The sequence below is a fragment of the Mesorhizobium sp. M0145 genome, assembly GCF_040322355.1.
GTDB lineage: Bacteria > Pseudomonadota > Alphaproteobacteria > Rhizobiales > Rhizobiaceae > Mesorhizobium.
The window spans coordinates 529571-545544 of record NZ_JAMYTK010000001.1 but is presented as its reverse complement, the minus strand read 5'-3'; the positions used below and the strand labels follow the sequence as shown (position 1 = coordinate 545544).

The window sequence follows — 15974 nt, the reverse complement described above, 5'->3', positions numbered from 1 at the left end:
CTAACCATGGCCAATGCAGAGAGCACCGTGACAGCACCGAACCGACCAGACGACACGCCCGGTCATGGCATTTCGTTTGCTGAGGCCACACGGGTCTGGGCACACGTCGCCGCGCTCAGCTTCGGCGGTCCGGCCGGTCAGATCGCCATGATGCACCGGATCATCGTCGAGGAAAGACGCTGGATCGGCGAGACCAGGTTCCTGCATGCGCTGAACTATTGCACGCTGCTGCCCGGACCGGAGGCGCAGCAGCTGGCCATCTACATTGGCTGGCTCATGCACAAGACCAGAGGCGGCCTCGTCGCCGGAATCCTGTTCGTACTGCCAGGCGCGGTCGCCATCATGGCGCTCAGCTGGATCTATGCAATCTTGGGCAATGTCGGAGCAGTTCAGGCCCTCTTCTTCGGCTTGAAGGCGGCGGTCCTTGCCATCGTGCTCGAAGCGGTGTTGCGGATCGGCAGACGGGCGCTCAAGAACAATGCCAAGATCGGGCTTGCGGCGGCGGCCTTCATCGCTCTGTTCTTCTTCCACGCGCCATTCCCGCTGGTCATCCTGGCTGCGGGTGTGATCGGTTATGTCGGGGGACGGGCAGGGTCGGCTGCATTCCAGTCGGGCAACGGACATGGCAAGGTCGGCGGCAAGCAGGTTGCCGACGCCGATACGGCGCTTGGCGAAGGGGTGCCTGCGCATGCCCGGCCGTCAGTCAGTTGGTCGCTGAAGATCGCGGCAGTTTTTCTGGCGTTGTGGTTGGTACCCGTCCTTGGACTTCTGATGCTGCTTGGGCAAGGCAACGTCTTCACCGACATCGCCATCTTCTTCTCCAAGATGGCGATGGTCACCTTCGGCGGCGCCTACGCAGTGCTCGCGTATGTTGCACAGCAGGGCGTCGAGCACTACGGCTGGCTGAAGCCAGGAGAAATGCTGGACGGCCTCGGCATGGCCGAGACCACGCCTGGCCCGCTGATCATGGTCACTCAGTTCGTCGGCTTCATGGGAGCGTACCGGGCACCGGGAGTGCTTAGCCCCCTTGTCGCTGGAACGCTCGGCGGCCTGCTGACGACGTGGGTCACCTTCGTTCCCTGCTTCCTATGGATATTCCTCGGCGCGCCCTTCATGGAAACGATGCGCAGCAACAAGGCCTTGTCAGCAGCGTTGTCTGCCATCACGGCGGCGGTGGTCGGGGTAATCTTGAACCTGGCAGTGTGGTTTGCGCTTCATGTGCTGTTCCACGAACTGCGTGAGGTCAACTGGCTGGGCATGACGCTGGACGTGCCAGTATTCAGCTCCGTCAACCTGCCGTCGCTGGTGCTGACAGTCGGTGCGCTGCTGGCCGTGTTTCGTTTCAAGATCGGCATGATCCCCGTGCTCGCGACATGCTCTGTCCTGGGCGTGCTTTATGGCGTTGCCACGGGATCGATTTGAGCAGTGCCATAGGCGCAACCACTCTTCGGCAGGAGGCATCCCTGACAGCTCAGACGCCGACGAATGTTTCGCGCGAACCAGCGGTCAAACAGAGGTTTTCGCTGCTGCCTGCCGGTGCCAGGCCGGCAGCTGTCCTTCTATTGACGTCCAGGGGATTGAGGGCATTCGGCGACGGACTCGTCAGTCTTCTGCTTCCCGCCTATTTGGCAGCACTTGGCTTCAGCGCTTTTGAGATCGGAAGCGTCGCCACAGCGACGCTCGCGGGTTCAGCGGCGCTCACCTTGACCGTCGGGTTTGTCGCACACCATTTCTCCCGCCGCTCTCTGCTGATCGCAGCTGCCGTCCTGATGGTCGTCACCGGGACCGCCTTCGCGTTGGTTCAGGATTTCTGGCCGCTGCTCCTTGTCGCATTCGTGGGAACGTTGAACCCATCCTCGGGCGACGTCAGTGTGTTTCTGCCGCTGGAGCATGCGCAACTCGCCCACAGTGTCACTGACCGCGACCGCACCGCGCTCTTTGCACGCTACAGCCTTGTCGGTTCACTGTAGGGGCGGTCGGCGCTCTGGCGGCTGGCGTCCCCGACCTACTCCGCCAGATTGTCGACCTGGACATCAAGCAAGCTCTCCAGATCGCTTTCCTGCTTTATGCCTTTCTGGGCGTAGGAGCGCTGCTCCTTTATCGGAAACTGCCGGACGAGCCGCTCGATGCAAGTGCCGTATCAGCGGAACCACTACGCAAATCTCGAACCATCGTCCTCACGCTCGCTGCGCTTTTCAGCCTTGACGCTTTTGCGGGCGGTTTCGTGGTTCAGTCGTTGTTGGCTCTTTGGCTTTTCCAACGGTTCGGCCTATCGCTCGCCGCGACGGGCGCAATCTTCTTCTTGACGGGTATCCTTTCGGCTGGGTCGTATCTGGTCGCCGTGCAAATCTCTAAACGGATCGGGCTGGTGAACACGATGGTGTTCACGCACCTGCCATCCAGCCTTTGCCTTTTGCTCATCCCCTTCATGCCGAGCCTCGGTCCCGTTATCGTACTTCTGCTGATCAGGAGCGCTTTGTCGCAGATGGATGTGCCGACCCGCACCTCCTACGTCATGGCCGTGGTATCGCCTGGTGAGCGGGCCGCAGCCGCGAGTGTCACCGCTGTCCCGCGCAGCCTCGCGGCAGCCGCCAGCCCGATGCTTGCCGGCTCGCTGCTCGCAATGTCCGGTTTCGGTTGGCCGTTGCTCATCGCCGGCGCCTTGAAGATTGTCTACGACATCCTTCTGCTTGCGATGTTTCGCAAGGTTCGCCCGCCAGAGGAACGACTGGAGGGTCTATAGCAGCCCGCAGCATGCCCGAGCCAATATGAGCGGCGCGCGCCCTACGTCATTCTGCAGGTGCTACGTCCTTGGCAACCGCTTGACCAGCGCGCCAACGCCTCCATCTTAATCGTACCGGTGCTCGCTCCCAGCGCGAGGTGTAACTGATATGTCGAAAGCCGTCTTCGCTTTTGCGCTCGCAGGCGTCTGCCTGGTATCGACACCGGTGTATGCCGACAAGGTCGATCTGGGGCTAGAAGCTTTTCACCAAAACTGTCTTGCCCATGGCCCCGACTTCGAGCGAACCGTCGCTGTGGCGAAGACGCGTGGATGGACACCGCTATCCGGTGACGCAGCGCTTGCTCCAGTCGATGACGTGAATGCCTTTCAGGGGTGGGCGGTGACTGGCAACGATCTACCTGCCGGAACCATAATCGCGGTGACCAAAGCCAACTTGAACGGCAAGGCCGTGCAGACCTGTTCCATCAGACTGTTCGACGTCGACCGCGCAACATTCGAGCAACGCTTCTTCGCCCGGACGGACGCCGAAAAAATCAGCGAGGACCGGAATGGAGATCAGGTCACCAAACTTTACATATTGGTTGCAGGCAATCGAAAACAGCTCGTCCATTTGACATCGCCGGTCGACACGGAGCGAACGAATTCGATCATTGCAAGCTCGATAGCCGACGACTAATCAGGCGCCGATGCCTTTTCCCGCCATCCTCTGGAACAGGTCGTCTGCTTGTGCCGGTGAAAGGTTCATGTCGGTGGCGACCCACCAGGCGAGCACCGCAAGAAATGCGCCGGCGATGAATTGAATGGCGAATTCGGCAGGCATGCCGCGATCGCCGATCCGTTTCTCGACGAGTTCTTCCCGGACGGCTCGCCGGATACGCTCACGCAATTCGTCGTGGATCGTATCGCCGCTGCTGGAAAGCAATGCGTGGTGAAGCGGTCGGAATGCATGGGCGTGCTCGAACATGGGCAGGCTGAACTCGAACAGGCGGCTACCTGTTTCTTGATTTGCCGCCTCGCGCCTGCGGCCGATCGACCGCAGATGCGCCTCGATGGTCGCGCTGCGCAGAGCATCCTTGTCGGCATAGTGGGTATAGAAGGTCGACCTGCCGACATTGGCCCTCTGGCAGATGTCGTCGACGGTGATGGCAGCATATCCCTGCTCCGGGATCAGGGCGATGAACGCGTCCTGCAGCAGGCCGCGCGTCCGCGCGACGCGGCGGTCGATCGTGTTCCGCTCGCCTGCACGTTCGATTTTCATGGCCATGGCCCTCTGCAGTGCCCGGTTTCGGACATTCGGCGGTCCGGTGTCCGACAACAGCATTTCCAGACATTGTGTCCATTATGATACGCCAAGTCCAGGAGCTCAAATCGGGTTTGGGCACGCCGCAACGAAGCAGAAGGTCGCCAGACATGCACTCATCTGATCATCACGCCGGTAACGGACCGCATTCGCGCAAGAGGGTGATAGCGTTGGCCCTGCTTGCCAAACTGTCGCTGGTCGCCGGCTTCCTCGTCCTCGCCAAATTGGGCATGGGCTATGTTCAGGCTGGCGCCTGGACGGCGGCATTCCACGGCCTCGTCCTTGCGGTGATCGCGGGATTGGCGCTATGGGGCAGCCTGCGTCACAGGGGGCTGGTCGGCAACGGTGCGCACGGCGCGAGCGACAGGGGCGTTGGCATCGTCCTGCACCGGGCGGCCGCCTATGACTTGCTTGCGCGCGTTCTGACCTTTGGACGCGAGGGCCGGTTTCGCGAGTTCATGCTTCGCCCGGCAAAGCTCCAGCCCGGCGAAGCGATGCTCGATGTGGCCTGTGGAACGGGAACCCTTGCCATTGCCGCGAAGCGGCTGGTCGGTTCGGACGGCAGCGTCACAGGCATCGACGCGTCGGTCGAAATGATCGAGAGGGCGCGCGCCAAGGCCGAGCGGTCCGGTCTCGATCTGACTTTCGTCAACGGGACGGCGCAGGAGCTTCCCTTCAAGGACGCGCAATTCGACATCGTCGTCGGCACGCTGATGCTTCATCACCTGTCGAAGCCCGTTCGATCGGCCTTCATCCGCGAGGCGGCACGCGTCTTGAAGCCAGCAGGCCGGCTGTTACTCATCGACTTCGGCAGGCCCGTGCGCAAGTCCAGATTGCCCAGGCTCCACAAGCATGGTCATGTCGATATGCATTCGGTCGCCTCGCTGTTGACCGAGAGCGGATTTCAGGTCAGCGATATCGGCGCCGTCGGGACCAAGAACCTGAACTATATTCGCGCGACGGTGAAAAAGGACCAGCCAGGCCAGGCGTCGTGATCATGCTCAGACGCTAGTTGCATGACGACCTGTTCTGGTATGTCCCATTTCGGCCTGCTTGCAATGGCAGGTGTACCTGATCCGGAATCGACGAGCGAAATGTGAGCGAAAAATGCAGCTGACGGGCATAGGATCAGGCGCGGCGCTGTTGCTCGCTTCCGCCGCGGCGGCGAACGCCCATCCGCATGTGTTTGCCGAAGCGAAGCTGGATCTGACCGTTGGTCCAGACCACACGGTCAAATCGCTTCGGCATCTCTGGCGTTTCGACGACCTCTTTTCCAGCACCGTGCTGATGGAATTCGACAAGAATTCCGACCTTGTCCTTGATGCCAAGGAACTCGATGAAGTCGCTCTCACCGTCCATGCGTCGCTGGCCGAGTACAACTATTTTCAGATGGTGACCTTGAACGGCAAGGACGTGACGATGGCGCCACCGCCGAAGTTCAGCGTCAGCTATGAAAACGATCGACTCGTCGTCCAGTTCGAAACGCAGCCGAAGGACCCGTTGGCCCTTGCTGGAAAAGTCAGCATCGGCGTGTACGACCCGACCTTCTACACGGCGATCGATTTTACCGACGACGACAAGATTGCTGTGGCTGGCCTGCCTGAAGGCTGCTCACGCGCGGTCGTGCGTCCAGATCCGGACACGGCCATCGCGCAGAACCAGAAGAGCCTGACAGACGCGTTCTTTAGTGACCCGACGGGGACCGATCTCGGCAAGATTTTCGCGACACGCCTCGAACTGACCTGCGGCTGAAGCGGAGCCGGTTCGATGGCCATGTTCCAAATGCTGGTCGAGTTCCAGCGCACGATCTACCTGGCGCTTGCCGAGCAGATCAAACTGCTTTCGGCCGGCGGCGATTGGCTGGCCTTCACGGCCTTTCTGCCCATGGGCATTCTGTTCGGTGCGGCGCACGCGCTGACGCCTGGCCATAGCAAAGCCGTGCTGGCGACTTATCTTGCCGGATCGGATGCAAAAGTTTCTCGAGGCCTCCTCGTATCGACAACCCTATCGATCACCCATGTGACAACAGCGGTTCTGATTGCGGTCCTTTCCTTGCCGCTTGTCTCAATCGCCCTGGGGAGTGTTGGCCGCGCTCCTCTGCTGGAAGACATCAGCCGCGGACTGCTTGGGTTGATCGGCCTATGGATGCTGTGGCGGGCACTCAGCCATGGGCATCATCACAAGCACGAAGGCGAAGCCGTCGGAGTCATGGCTGGACTGATTCCTTGTCCACTCACGCTGTTCGTCATGACGTTTGCGATCGCGCGCGGCGTGCCGGCGGCCGGTATCCTGTTCGCCGGCACGATGATGATTGGCGTGGCGATCACGCTGTCAGCCGTCGCAATTCTCTCGATCCTACTGCGCGAACGCCTGGTCTGGTTTGTCGAAGGCAGGTCGCGTCTGTTCGAAGCGATCACGCGCTCTATCGAGGGCTTGGCTGGCGCTGCCCTGATCGCCCTCGCGATCCATGAAATCTTGCTTCGCTGATTTGACGAGGACACGACTGTCGGTGCAGGACCGCTGCACCCTGTCGGACTCCGCTGTAGCGATTTCTGTCCTCCGTGGGTGGCGCAGAGTGTCAACGCTGTGCTGGGGATGCGCGGCGCCGCGGGGAGGAGGTCGTCACCCGCCGGCAACTGGATGCTCAGGCGTCGAGGTCGTCGACCGCGAAGCGGACATATTTGCCGAACTTATGGAAGGACGGGCCACCGCTCAGCGATCGTAAGCATTCCAGAGTGTGGGCCTCCAAACGAGATAGCGAGCCGCCGCTTCGGTATCGACGAACCGGATCGACTCCGCGTCATCCACGAATTGCGCGCGACAGAGGTGTCCGGCGCCGGCCAGCGTTGCTGCGTTGGCTTATTCGAAACCGGAGGAATCCTGCTCACCGTCTGCGCGCCTAGTTCCCGGAGGCACTGCCCGGTTCTGGCCGCTACGGTGGCGGAACGGCCTGTAATTTCCGAGCTTTGTACGTGAGGAGTATTTGCCGTCGACAAGACCAAGTGGCTTTTGATCTGCCGCCTGGGTCAGCGATTCAGCGGGCTCGGGGGCGATGGTGGGAGGCGCGACGATTGGCTCGGGGATGAGCGTTGGGGCTGGGACTGCCGGCGCGCCGCCGATCAGGGTCAGACGCCTCTGCGCCACGGCCTCGGCGGCCGCCCTTATTGGGTCATCCTCGGTGTGGACGTAGCGCATGAACATGGTGACGGTCTTATGCGCGGTGAGCGCCATGCCGACCTTCACCGGCACGCCGGAGTTGGCGATGTCGGTTGCCGAGCGGTGTCGGATGCCGTGCGTGCCGATGTGCGGCAGGCCGGCCCGCTCAAGGATGCGCTTCCAGCCGTGATAGTAAGTGTGCTTCGACATCGGGAGGTTTGGATCAAAGATTGATGGGCAGACGAAGGGCGAGGCCTCGAAGCGCGGGGCCGTCCCGAACAGCCGGGCCGCCTCCGCGCTCATCGGCTTGGACATAACGCCGGTCTTGCTATCGGGCCATTCGATGCGCCGGTTGTCGAGATCGACCCAAGCCCATTCGAGCTGCCGGATCTCCGACATGCGCGCGGCGAACTCGAATTGGAGCCGGACTGCGAGGAGGATGAAGGGATGCTCCAGGCCCTCGGCTTCGGCCTTGTCGAGGTAGGCGTAGAGGAGCTTCAGTTCCGTATCGGTGATCAGCCTTGTCTTTCCCCGTTCCGGGAATTTAGGAACATGTCGGCATGGGTTCGACCCGTCGGGCCGCATTCCCCAGACCTCGGCCATGTTGAACATCTTTCGGACGACTGCGAGGACGCGGTTCGCATTTGTCGGGGTCCTCGACATTTTCTTCATGAGGGTCGCGATGTCGGCCCGCGTAACGTCGGGCACCTTTATCTGGCCGAGGTGTGGGACGATGTAGAGCTTCCCGTACCCCCGGTTGGATTTGACAGTCGAGGGCTTGTTTCGGTTTTCCGAGTAGTCGTCGATAAAGCGACCGAAGAGTTCCTTGACCGTCGGTGCCTTTCGCGCGGCGGAGCGTTCGGCGCTCGGGTCCTTGCCCTTGCGGACGTCGGCGAGCCAGTTCTGGGCAATCGTTCGAGCCTGCTCTACAGTGATTTCGCCGAAGCGGCCGATGGCGGGCTTTCGCCGCTGGCCGTTGGCGGCGACGTAGGCCACCATGAATATCTTGCGCCCGGTCGGGGTGACCTTCAGCAAGAACCCCGGTATGACGGTGTCGCGAAGTTCGTAGGGCTCCTGATCGGCCGTTGCAGCATCGACGATCGTCTTGGTGAGCTTGATTTTGGGCATTCCTAACCTCCATTAAAGTCGATCTCAGGTGCAGAATGGGTGCAGCCCGAAATCAAACCGTGGCGTATGTCCGGTTAGGTATCGATGATTGGATGAGCCGAAAAAGCTAGTGTCTACAATCGGTTATCGTACAATTGGATACCGCCGGATAAAGTTAGGATAGGGCATATCCGGCCTCTCAAAATCGAGTTCCGCAAGGAGTGCTGGTTCGATCCCGGCTAGGGGCACCACTTTTTAAATTCCCACCCACTTCTTATTGAACCTAATGGCGTGGATGGGATCGTCCAGCGACGCGCCCGACCGTGGCCGAATGATTGCACCTTGCCTGCTGCCGCGAGCTGCTCGAGCTTCCGCTGAACGGTGCGCGGACCAGCCCCAAGCGCAAATCTGGCGTTCCTCACCGCACGCGATCAGGCGTGCCGCGGTCCCGCAAAAAGACGTTGCCGCAAAGTCGATCGCTGCCCGACGGACATGTTTCCTCCCGCGAACTACCCACCAGACCCGGCCCACAGATGCAACCTCGGGAGGTGAGATATGCGGTAACATTATGGCACAATGCGAAACAGCTTCGTCTTGGATCGTGCTGCGGGCCGGACCCGCCGCCGTGCCTAGCGCAGGGCCGCCACGACGTCGGCGAAGTCGGCCCGCTTGCCATTGCCGGCGCGACGCAATTGCACCTCGACGGGCTTGCCGTCGGATTGGTCGCAGTAGACGATGGGTCCGGGCCGCACCCATTTGTCGCCCCACTCGGTCAGCGCGATAATGACCGTTTTGAATTCCAGCCCCTTCCGGGTCAGGACGTAGTCGGCCTGCTCGCCGGCGGCACCCGGGCGACGGTCCATCAGGCCGGCCTCGACGAAATCCTCGAGGCGCTTGGCCAGGATGTTGGTGGCGATCCCCAGGCTCTTCTGGAATTGCGAAAAGCGCGTGCAGCCGCCGAATATCGCGTCGCGCAGGATCAACAGGCTCCAGCGCTCGCCGACCAGTTCCAGGGCCCGTGAGGCCGAGCAGTTTTGTTTTTCATAGAGACGACCAAGCATGGTGTGAACATACCCTATTGACTTGCATCATGCAAGTATGCATTGTGCTTGCATGATGCAACCGACAGAGATCGAGAGAGCGTCGCTCCACTTCATCGCCCGAGATTTCGGGTGTCCATCAACCAATCAGATCCAGACAGGAGATATGTCATGAAAAAGGAAGAAGATTACACGACGTCATTCGTCGTTAAGCAAAGCCCCGAAGAGGTTTTTGCCGCGGTTGTCAATCCGCGAGCCTGGTGGTCGGAAGATATAGATGGCGATACCAATAAGCTCGGTGCGATATTCTACTATCATTTCAAGGATATCCACCGCGGCACATTCAAGGTCACGGAGCTTGTGCCTGGCAAGAAGGTCGTCTGGCACGTCGTCCAGAACTACTTCAACTTCGTCAAGGATGCGACCGAGTGGACCGGCACGGACGTGGTCTTCGAGATCGCGCCGACCGAAAAGGGGACCGAGCTGCGTTTCACCCATGTCGGGCTGAAGCCGAGTGAAGAATGCTACGATGTCTGCCATGACTCCTGGCGCTTCTATGTCGCGAGTCTCCGCGACCTGATTTCGACGGGCAAGGGGCAACCCAACAAGGGCGAAGAGAACGCCAACCCAACGGTCGTGCCGCAAAGCGAGGATACCCGCACCGCCGAGCGCAAGGCGGCAGGCGATGGCGCCGGGATGATCGTCATGACGACGGCAGCGGCGAAGCCCGGCATCGAAAGCAAGGTGCGGAATGCCCTGCGGGACGTGGCGGGGGCGGCCCGCAAGCAAAGCGGGTGCATCGACTATAGCGTCTTTCGCTCGGAGGCAGAGCCCAACGTTACCATCTGCGTCGAGCGCTGGGCATCGAAGCAGGAGCGCGACGCTTTTCTACGCTCGGCGGACGCGAAGAATTTCGTTTCGGCCATAAGCGGCGCCTTCCTGGAGCGGCCTTCGCCGATCTCCTACACGACGTTGGAAGTCGGGTCCTAATTGCAAGGTTCGCCTGGTCACCGCGCCGGCTGCCCTGGAGCAATGCAACGGGGGAGACGGCGTCCAAGCGTGGGAACAGAAAACCATAACCTACTTGCATGATGCAAGAACGAATGGCTTGCATTCATGCAAGAGGAGGAGAGATCGCCGTGCCGAAATCGATGGAAGTCACAAACAAAGCCGTTCTCGTGACCGGGGCCAATCGCGGCCTCGGCAAGGCGCTGGTCGAGGAAATATTGAGGCGGGGTGCCAAGCGCGTCTATGCCGGCGCGCGCAAACCGCTCGCCCACGCGGATCGGCGCGTCACGCCGCTGATCCTGGACGTGACCGATGCGGTGCAGATTGGGGCGGCTGTCGAGCGGATCGGGTCTCTCGATATCCTCATCAACAACGCCGGCATCGGGCTCTACGACGATCTTGGCGATCGTGCTGCGCTCGAGCGACACCTCGCCGTCAACCTGCTCGGCGTGCATGGCGTAACCCACGCATTCCTGCCGCTGCTCACGCATTCGCGCGGCGCCGTGGTCAACATCCTGTCGGAAGCGGCTCTCGTTCCCTTCCCGATTATTCCGTCTTACTCACTGTCGAAGGCCGCCGCGTTTTCCATGACGCAATCGCTGCGTGCTCTCGCCGGCGCTCGTGGCGTGAGCGTTCATGCAGTCCTGTCCGGTCCCATAGACACCGACATGAGCAGAGACGCCGATATACCGAAGAGCTCCGCGGAGAGCGTCGCGAAAGGCATCCTGGACGGCATGGCGCGAGGGGAAGAGGAAATCTTCCCTGATCCAAAATCGGCATCCATGGCCGAGAGCTGGCGCGGAAGCGCGTTCAAAGCGCTCGAACGCCAGATGGCGGCTTTCGTCCAAGCCATGCCCGGCGAGCCATAGGCGACTGGCCATCGATGCGCTGCCAGCATTTGCAATTCAGCGCCCCACAGTGGAGCGGAACATCATGCTGTTGAACGCAACTTCCCCGGTTTTCACCAGCGGATCACGATGACTTTGTCGGTCCCGTTGGCGAGTTCGACAGCTTCGGTGCCATCCGGTTTGCGGCTTTGGATTCTGGCGCTCTCGACAGCTTCAACGCCAACAACGTTGACTGCAAAGGCTTCATCGATTTCGGCGGCACAGACCAAGGTGTCCGGCGGCAGGTCCTTTATTTGATCCAACAACTCGCGAAGCTTCATGGTCGAATCTCCTTGGCGATAGCAGGAATGAGCAGCACGCTTTCGCCGCACATTCGGAACCATGTCCCTTGAGAAAGGTTCCCGATGAGGTGGAGATGCCGCAGAATGGGACGAACACGGCGATCCGCCCGTCGCGATGATGTGAACGCGCCGTGCGAAGCATCTGTCTCAAATCCCTGTCCCTAATGCTGCCGGCGCAATTCCTTGTTGATCATGCCGCCCATCGCTAGACCGACCGCCATCACCGCAAAAGTCGCCGCGATAGATCGCTTCGGCAGCACCGTCTCCCAACCTGGCGTCAACCGCTTCGGCACGAAGCCATAATCTGTTGCCGCGGCAATGGCCGCTGCCGCCAACGCATCGCGAAATATCAGAAGCGACGGACGCGGCGGCCTCGAGGCGAGCCATAGTTCGAAAAGGAATGCCCAGAAGATGGAGGAAGCGTGATGCGTGCCATAGCCGACGAGCGTGTGCGCCACGTCACCGCGCCGCACCGACGCGGCCTGTTCGCCGTAGAGCCAGTGGCTGGTCGCATTCGTGGGCTGCAGGGCGCCTTTGCCTTCCCGCCTGGCAAGCAGGGCCAGCGCAGCTGTCGTGGCGAAGCTGACGATCGTACCCGAAACGGCTGCGGACAATCCTGTCTGGATCAGACTTTTCACTTGGTCCTCCGTCGTTTCGCGGTCGGCTCCTTGGAACGCCTTTGTGAATTCGCGGCAGTGTCGTGTGATTGCCAAAACGGCAAAACGAGTCCGAAGTTCCGGGCACGGACTTTTGGTTGGACGTTATCCCAGGAGCGTCCTCCCGGATAACGCCTTTGAAGTCCGGCTGCCTTTCCTCGCAAGCTACGGATCGTACCCTGAGCCGCTATTACATTGGCCCCGGCACCATCTTGGTCGGCTGCTCAGGCATCGGAAACGGATAGTTGTCGCATTTCACGTCCGGGTTCGTCGGGCTGAACATTCCGAGCGGGTTGTCCTTGAACAGCCAGGCGTGAAGGTCGTAGTGGTGGAACTCCTTCGGGATGAGCGGATAATGCCCCTCCATCGGCCCCTGGAATGTCTGGCCGAAGAGCTTCGGCGGCTCCTTTGTGTCCGGCGTCAAGGGCACGAGCCATTCCGCGCCGACCAGGCGCAATTCGCCGCCGACCGGCTCATAGATCAGCACATTGGGGCGCGTCGGATCCGCGGTCGGGCCGACAGTCGTGACGTTGACGAAATGGATGCCCATCGCGCCCTTCGGGTAGTCCATCGCCCCCTCTACCTTTTCGCCGCTGTAGAAGACGCATCCTACCGTCGATAGATAAAGCTCGCGAATGGCAACCTTGTAGTCTTCATACCTGGACAGCGATTTACGCAGGGCATCGATCTCGGCTTTGTCGGGTTCGGCCGCCCGAGGAGTGGCGGCGTTCAGACACGCGCCAACGAGACCTGCCAAGGTGAGGATACCGACACGCCTGAGGTGAGTTGTTTTCATCATGCATTCCTCCCAGATTTTTTTCTTCTGGCCGTGCAGGACCGAGGCGGCAGTGATGCTGGACGCGCGGCCGTAATCGATCGCCTCATCCCGGTTGGGACTGCGTCGATGCTAATCCTTTCCGCTGATCGGGAGAATTAACCCTGACGACCTAGGCCCGAGCGGGCCGACGGTGCGGAGACGGACGGTCGGGCCCACTTTGGACCCCAAGCACTAGCGCCGGCGCAGCAGGCTCCTCATCCGGTTGCGCAGCAGACGCGCCATGTTGCGGGTTTCGCGGTAGAGGTGAAGCTGCGACGCCGCCTGGCGGGCGGGGCGGTCGGCGTCCGGCGTCAGCCCGATCACCAGCGTGCCCATCGGCTTGCGTTCGCTCCACAGCCGGCTCATCACCGGATGGTCGGGCACCGCGCAGGAATCGGTCATCATGATGTTGGGGTCGTCGAGATGCTGCCTGGTCACCTCGATCATCAGCAGCGTGCCCGGCGAATAGGCGGCGAGCGTCTCGTCATAGGCGGTCTTCCAGGTGTAGGCGACGCCGGCCTCGACGAAGACGATCAGGCAGGCGACGGTGCGGCCGTCGAGCGTCAGCGAATGGATGCGGCAGAGATCCTGCTCGGCCAGCCGGTGCACCGCTTCGCGGGCGAAGGCGGCGCGGTAGCGGTCGATGGCCATGGCGGTGCGCTCGCGGCCTTTCCAGCCGGCAGCCTCCAGCGTCAGGAAATTTTCGATGGCGTGGCGGATCTCGTCAGGCCCGCGCGCCACGACATGCTGCAGCCGGCCGAGGTCGGCGAGGCGGCGCTTTAGGCGGCGGAACTCGCGATAATGGTGGGCGCGCAGCGAAGCCTTCAGATATTCCTCGCCGTCGAGCGCGCTTTCGAGCACCGGGCGCTCGGCCTTGCCGGTGGTGACCAGCGTCAGGCCGCGCGTTTCGGCGACGCTGGCGAGCAGGCTCGCCACCGGGCCATCCAGCCTTATGTCGGGCAGCACGAAGACCTTCGGCAGCTTGAGATGCGGCCTGGACAGCATCGCGAAGAAATCCTCGATGACGCCGATCGGATCGTCGCGATCGACCAGCGGCGTGCCGATCGGGCCGAACGGGCTCGACCAGGTGCGCATGACGGGAACGCCGAGCGGCACCATCGGCCGCTCGACCGAGAACGGCACCAGCAGGCGCAGCCGGTTGCGATACTGGTCACCGTCCCGGATGACGGCCAGCCGCACCTCGCGGTCCTCGAGCCTGGGCATGGCCGGCGCCAGGAAGCGCGGATTGAAGAAGACGTTGGACTCGATCGTGCGGGTACAGAGATAGTCGAGCTCCTCGACCAGGTCGAAGCCGGCGGAGGCCGGATAGATGGCAAGCTTGCGCTCGGGCCGGTTGTTGGCGAGGATCTCGACATGGGCGGGATCGGCTTCGCGGGCAAGCCCGGCAAGGCCGGACACCATGGCGCCGGCCGGGCCGCCGCTGGTTTCCTCGAGCAAGGGGACGGCAGCCATCAGGCGGCTCCTTTGGCGGGCACGAAAATGACCATGGCGATGCCGAGCTTGCGCCAGACCGTAAAGGACAGCGCGCCGGCCTCGAAGATCATGGCGAAGACGGTGGCCATCGCCGCGCCCCACAGACCGAAGAGCGGGATCAGCACGACGCTAAGCGCGATGTTGAAGGCCAGCGTCATGGCATAGACGGCGGCACAGATGTTCTGGTTGCCGCTCATGGTGAGCAGGCTTTCGCAAGGGCCGACGGCGGCCCGCGCGACGACGCCGAACACCAGCAGGAACAGCAGCGGATAGCCGGCGGAAAATTCCGGGCCGAACAGGGTCAGCATCGGCTCGCCCAGGGCCAGCACCAGCAGCACCATCGCCAGCGACGGCCAGAAGGTCCACGACACGGTTTCGCGGGCGAAGGCGGCGAGCTTTTGCGGCTCGCCATGGGTGAACTGCGCATAGCGCTGGGCGACGCCGGCCTTGACCGCGAAATAGACGAAATGCACCAGCGCCAGCGTCTTGACGGTGGCGAAATAGACGGCGACGTCGTTGGGATCGAGATAGGCGCCGACCATCAGCACGTCGGCATTGGTGAGCAGGAAGAAGAAGCTCTCGACCAGGAAGATCGGCAGCGAGACGATGAACCATTGGCCGAAATGCAATTTCATCGGCCCGGCCGGAATCCTTTTGTCGATGCGCGACGTCACGCCGATAAGCTGGCCGAGCGTGGTGGCGTAGGTGGCGGCGATCGCGGCGAAGATCGCGGTCTTGGCGTCCGGCGCATAGCCCGCCAGCAGCATCAGCGCCATGAACGCCAGGATCAGCAGCGGCCGCACCAGGAATGTCGGCGACAGCGCAAACAGCGCCCAGGAATTGGCCCGCGCCAGCCCTTGCAGCAGGTCGGACATGGCGATCATCGGCAGGCAGATGATGCCGAGGATGAACGGCACGACATAATAGTTCTCGATAAAGGGCGACAGTAGCCAGACGCCGAGCGCGCCGAGGCCGGCGATCACCGTCGAGGCAATCAGCACGAACAGCCGGCTGGCCCGCACGATGCCGCGCAATTCGGCTAGCATGCCGCGCTCGCGATATTCGGGAATGAAGCGGATGATCGAGGTGTGGAAGCCGAGGCAGGCGAGATTGCCGACGATGACCATCGTCACCCACACGAGCACGAAAATGCCGTATTCGAACGACCCCATCCAGCGCGCCATCAAAACCTGGCTGACGAAGGCGATGACGGCGCTGACGATGCGGACCGAAAAGGCGATCAGCGACATGCGGCCGGCCTCGCCGCGCGCGCCGGCGCTGAACAGGACGGCATCGATCAGGCCAAGCAGCGGCCTTATGCGCAGCGCAACGCGCTGCGGCAGGAACCGCCCGGCTGTCGTCGCCGCGGAAAAGCGCACCCAATACTCTCCGTTTTCCGCCAATTTACAGGGGTTGGGTGTAGCGGAGACACATTAAGAAACGGTTGGGTGAGCTTTCCTTCGC

Annotated in this window: 17 protein-coding genes; 9 read left to right on the top strand and 8 right to left on the bottom strand. The window is 61.8% G+C overall.

The window, feature by feature from the left end:
• Positions 1-6: 6 nt before the first annotated feature.
• From chrA to NKJ28_RS02720, 4 genes are all read left to right on the top strand, one after another.
• The gene (chrA, locus tag NKJ28_RS02735) at positions 7-1422 is read left to right on the top strand and encodes a chromate efflux transporter (RefSeq protein WP_352633903.1); all 1416 of its coding nucleotides are present in this window, start codon (positions 7-9) and stop codon (positions 1420-1422) included.
• A 155-nt stretch (positions 1423-1577) separates the two neighbouring features.
• A complete protein-coding gene (locus tag NKJ28_RS02730; RefSeq protein WP_352633901.1) occupies positions 1578-1970 on the top strand; it encodes an MFS transporter in 393 nt (130 codons plus the stop codon).
• A 14-nt stretch (positions 1971-1984) separates the two neighbouring features.
• On the top strand, positions 1985-2743 hold the full coding sequence (locus NKJ28_RS02725) for an MFS transporter (RefSeq protein ID WP_352634318.1): 759 nt from the start codon (positions 1985-1987) through the stop codon (positions 2741-2743).
• Between the two features lie 148 nt (positions 2744-2891).
• On the top strand, positions 2892-3419 hold the full coding sequence (locus NKJ28_RS02720; RefSeq protein ID WP_352633899.1) for a hypothetical protein: 528 nt from the start codon (positions 2892-2894) through the stop codon (positions 3417-3419).
• Here the strand turns inward: NKJ28_RS02720 and NKJ28_RS02715 are convergent, their stop codons facing one another.
• Complete coding sequence (locus NKJ28_RS02715; RefSeq protein WP_352633897.1) at positions 3420-4007, bottom strand: TetR/AcrR family transcriptional regulator; 588 nt, start codon at positions 4005-4007, stop codon at positions 3420-3422.
• 206 nt (positions 4008-4213) lie between these two features.
• Here NKJ28_RS02715 and NKJ28_RS02710 point away from each other — a divergent pair, with 206 nt between their 5' ends.
• The 3 genes from NKJ28_RS02710 to NKJ28_RS02700 all read left to right on the top strand — a co-directional run bounded on the left by NKJ28_RS02710 (position 4214) and on the right by NKJ28_RS02700 (position 6530).
• Complete coding sequence (locus NKJ28_RS02710) at positions 4214-5038, top strand: class I SAM-dependent methyltransferase (RefSeq protein WP_352633895.1); 825 nt, start codon at positions 4214-4216, stop codon at positions 5036-5038.
• Positions 5039-5150: 112 nt separating this feature from the next.
• Positions 5151-5795 (top strand): DUF1007 family protein, encoded by a 645-nt coding sequence (locus NKJ28_RS02705; RefSeq protein WP_352634316.1) that lies wholly within the window; start codon positions 5151-5153, stop codon positions 5793-5795.
• Between the two features lie 21 nt (positions 5796-5816).
• Entirely contained in the window at positions 5817-6530 is a 714-nt protein-coding gene (locus tag NKJ28_RS02700) for a HoxN/HupN/NixA family nickel/cobalt transporter (RefSeq protein ID WP_352634314.1), read from the top strand.
• A 372-nt stretch (positions 6531-6902) separates the two neighbouring features.
• Here the strand turns inward: NKJ28_RS02700 and NKJ28_RS02695 are convergent, their stop codons facing one another.
• On the bottom strand, positions 6903-8327 hold the full coding sequence (locus NKJ28_RS02695; protein ID WP_352633893.1) for a tyrosine-type recombinase/integrase: 1425 nt from the start codon (positions 8325-8327) through the stop codon (positions 6903-6905).
• Positions 8328-8935: 608 nt separating this feature from the next.
• The gene (locus tag NKJ28_RS02690) at positions 8936-9367 is read right to left on the bottom strand and encodes a winged helix-turn-helix transcriptional regulator (RefSeq protein ID WP_352456668.1); all 432 of its coding nucleotides are present in this window, start codon (positions 9365-9367) and stop codon (positions 8936-8938) included.
• A 150-nt stretch (positions 9368-9517) separates the two neighbouring features.
• Between NKJ28_RS02690 and NKJ28_RS02685 the strand changes: the two genes are divergently transcribed.
• Both NKJ28_RS02685 and NKJ28_RS02680 read left to right on the top strand, forming a co-directional pair.
• Complete coding sequence (locus tag NKJ28_RS02685; RefSeq protein WP_352633891.1) at positions 9518-10336, top strand: antibiotic biosynthesis monooxygenase; 819 nt, start codon at positions 9518-9520, stop codon at positions 10334-10336.
• 149 nt (positions 10337-10485) lie between these two features.
• Positions 10486-11223, top strand: a complete 738-nt coding sequence (locus NKJ28_RS02680) for an SDR family NAD(P)-dependent oxidoreductase (protein WP_352577186.1) — start codon at positions 10486-10488, stop codon at positions 11221-11223.
• A 92-nt stretch (positions 11224-11315) separates the two neighbouring features.
• On the opposite strand, the gene NKJ28_RS02675 is transcribed toward NKJ28_RS02680, so the two are convergent.
• From NKJ28_RS02675 to NKJ28_RS02655, 5 genes are all read right to left on the bottom strand, one after another.
• The gene (locus tag NKJ28_RS02675) at positions 11316-11522 is read right to left on the bottom strand and encodes a sugar phosphorylase (RefSeq protein WP_352577184.1); all 207 of its coding nucleotides are present in this window, start codon (positions 11520-11522) and stop codon (positions 11316-11318) included.
• 182 nt (positions 11523-11704) lie between these two features.
• Positions 11705-12181, bottom strand: coding sequence for a hypothetical protein (locus NKJ28_RS02670; RefSeq protein WP_352621674.1), 477 nt, complete (start codon positions 12179-12181; stop codon positions 11705-11707).
• Positions 12182-12389: 208 nt separating this feature from the next.
• Complete coding sequence (locus NKJ28_RS02665; protein WP_502896889.1) at positions 12390-12995, bottom strand: hypothetical protein; 606 nt, start codon at positions 12993-12995, stop codon at positions 12390-12392.
• A gap of 213 nt (positions 12996-13208) precedes the next feature.
• Positions 13209-14489 (bottom strand): GNAT family N-acetyltransferase, encoded by a 1281-nt coding sequence (locus tag NKJ28_RS02660; protein WP_352633888.1) that lies wholly within the window; start codon positions 14487-14489, stop codon positions 13209-13211.
• Positions 14489-15889 (bottom strand): lipopolysaccharide biosynthesis protein, encoded by a 1401-nt coding sequence (locus NKJ28_RS02655; RefSeq protein WP_352633886.1) that lies wholly within the window; start codon positions 15887-15889, stop codon positions 14489-14491. The genes NKJ28_RS02660 and NKJ28_RS02655 overlap by 1 nt, the downstream gene beginning before the upstream one ends.
• Positions 15890-15974 lie beyond the last annotated feature (85 nt).

Excerpts from the sequence above, each read along its gene's own strand:
- NKJ28_RS02695 (WP_352633893.1), bottom strand. The coding sequence starts at position 8,327 with ATGCCCAAAATCAAGCTCACCAAGACGATCGTCGATGCTGCAACGGCC.
- chrA (WP_352633903.1), top strand. The coding sequence starts at position 7 with ATGGCCAATGCAGAGAGCACCGTGACAGCACCGAACCGACCAGACGAC.
- NKJ28_RS02700 (WP_352634314.1), top strand. The coding sequence starts at position 5,817 with ATGTTCCAAATGCTGGTCGAGTTCCAGCGCACGATCTACCTGGCGCTT.
- NKJ28_RS02690 (WP_352456668.1), bottom strand. The coding sequence starts at position 9,367 with ATGCTTGGTCGTCTCTATGAAAAACAAAACTGCTCGGCCTCACGGGCC.
- NKJ28_RS02705 (WP_352634316.1), top strand. The coding sequence starts at position 5,151 with ATGCAGCTGACGGGCATAGGATCAGGCGCGGCGCTGTTGCTCGCTTCC.
- NKJ28_RS02685 (WP_352633891.1), top strand. The coding sequence starts at position 9,518 with ATGAAAAAGGAAGAAGATTACACGACGTCATTCGTCGTTAAGCAAAGC.
- NKJ28_RS02660 (WP_352633888.1), bottom strand. The coding sequence starts at position 14,489 with ATGGCTGCCGTCCCCTTGCTCGAGGAAACCAGCGGCGGCCCGGCCGGC.
- NKJ28_RS02720 (WP_352633899.1), top strand. The coding sequence starts at position 2,892 with ATGTCGAAAGCCGTCTTCGCTTTTGCGCTCGCAGGCGTCTGCCTGGTA.
- NKJ28_RS02675 (WP_352577184.1), bottom strand. The coding sequence starts at position 11,522 with ATGAAGCTTCGCGAGTTGTTGGATCAAATAAAGGACCTGCCGCCGGAC.
- NKJ28_RS02715 (WP_352633897.1), bottom strand. The coding sequence starts at position 4,007 with ATGGCCATGAAAATCGAACGTGCAGGCGAGCGGAACACGATCGACCGC.
- NKJ28_RS02665 (WP_502896889.1), bottom strand. The coding sequence starts at position 12,995 with ATGAAAACAACTCACCTCAGGCGTGTCGGTATCCTCACCTTGGCAGGT.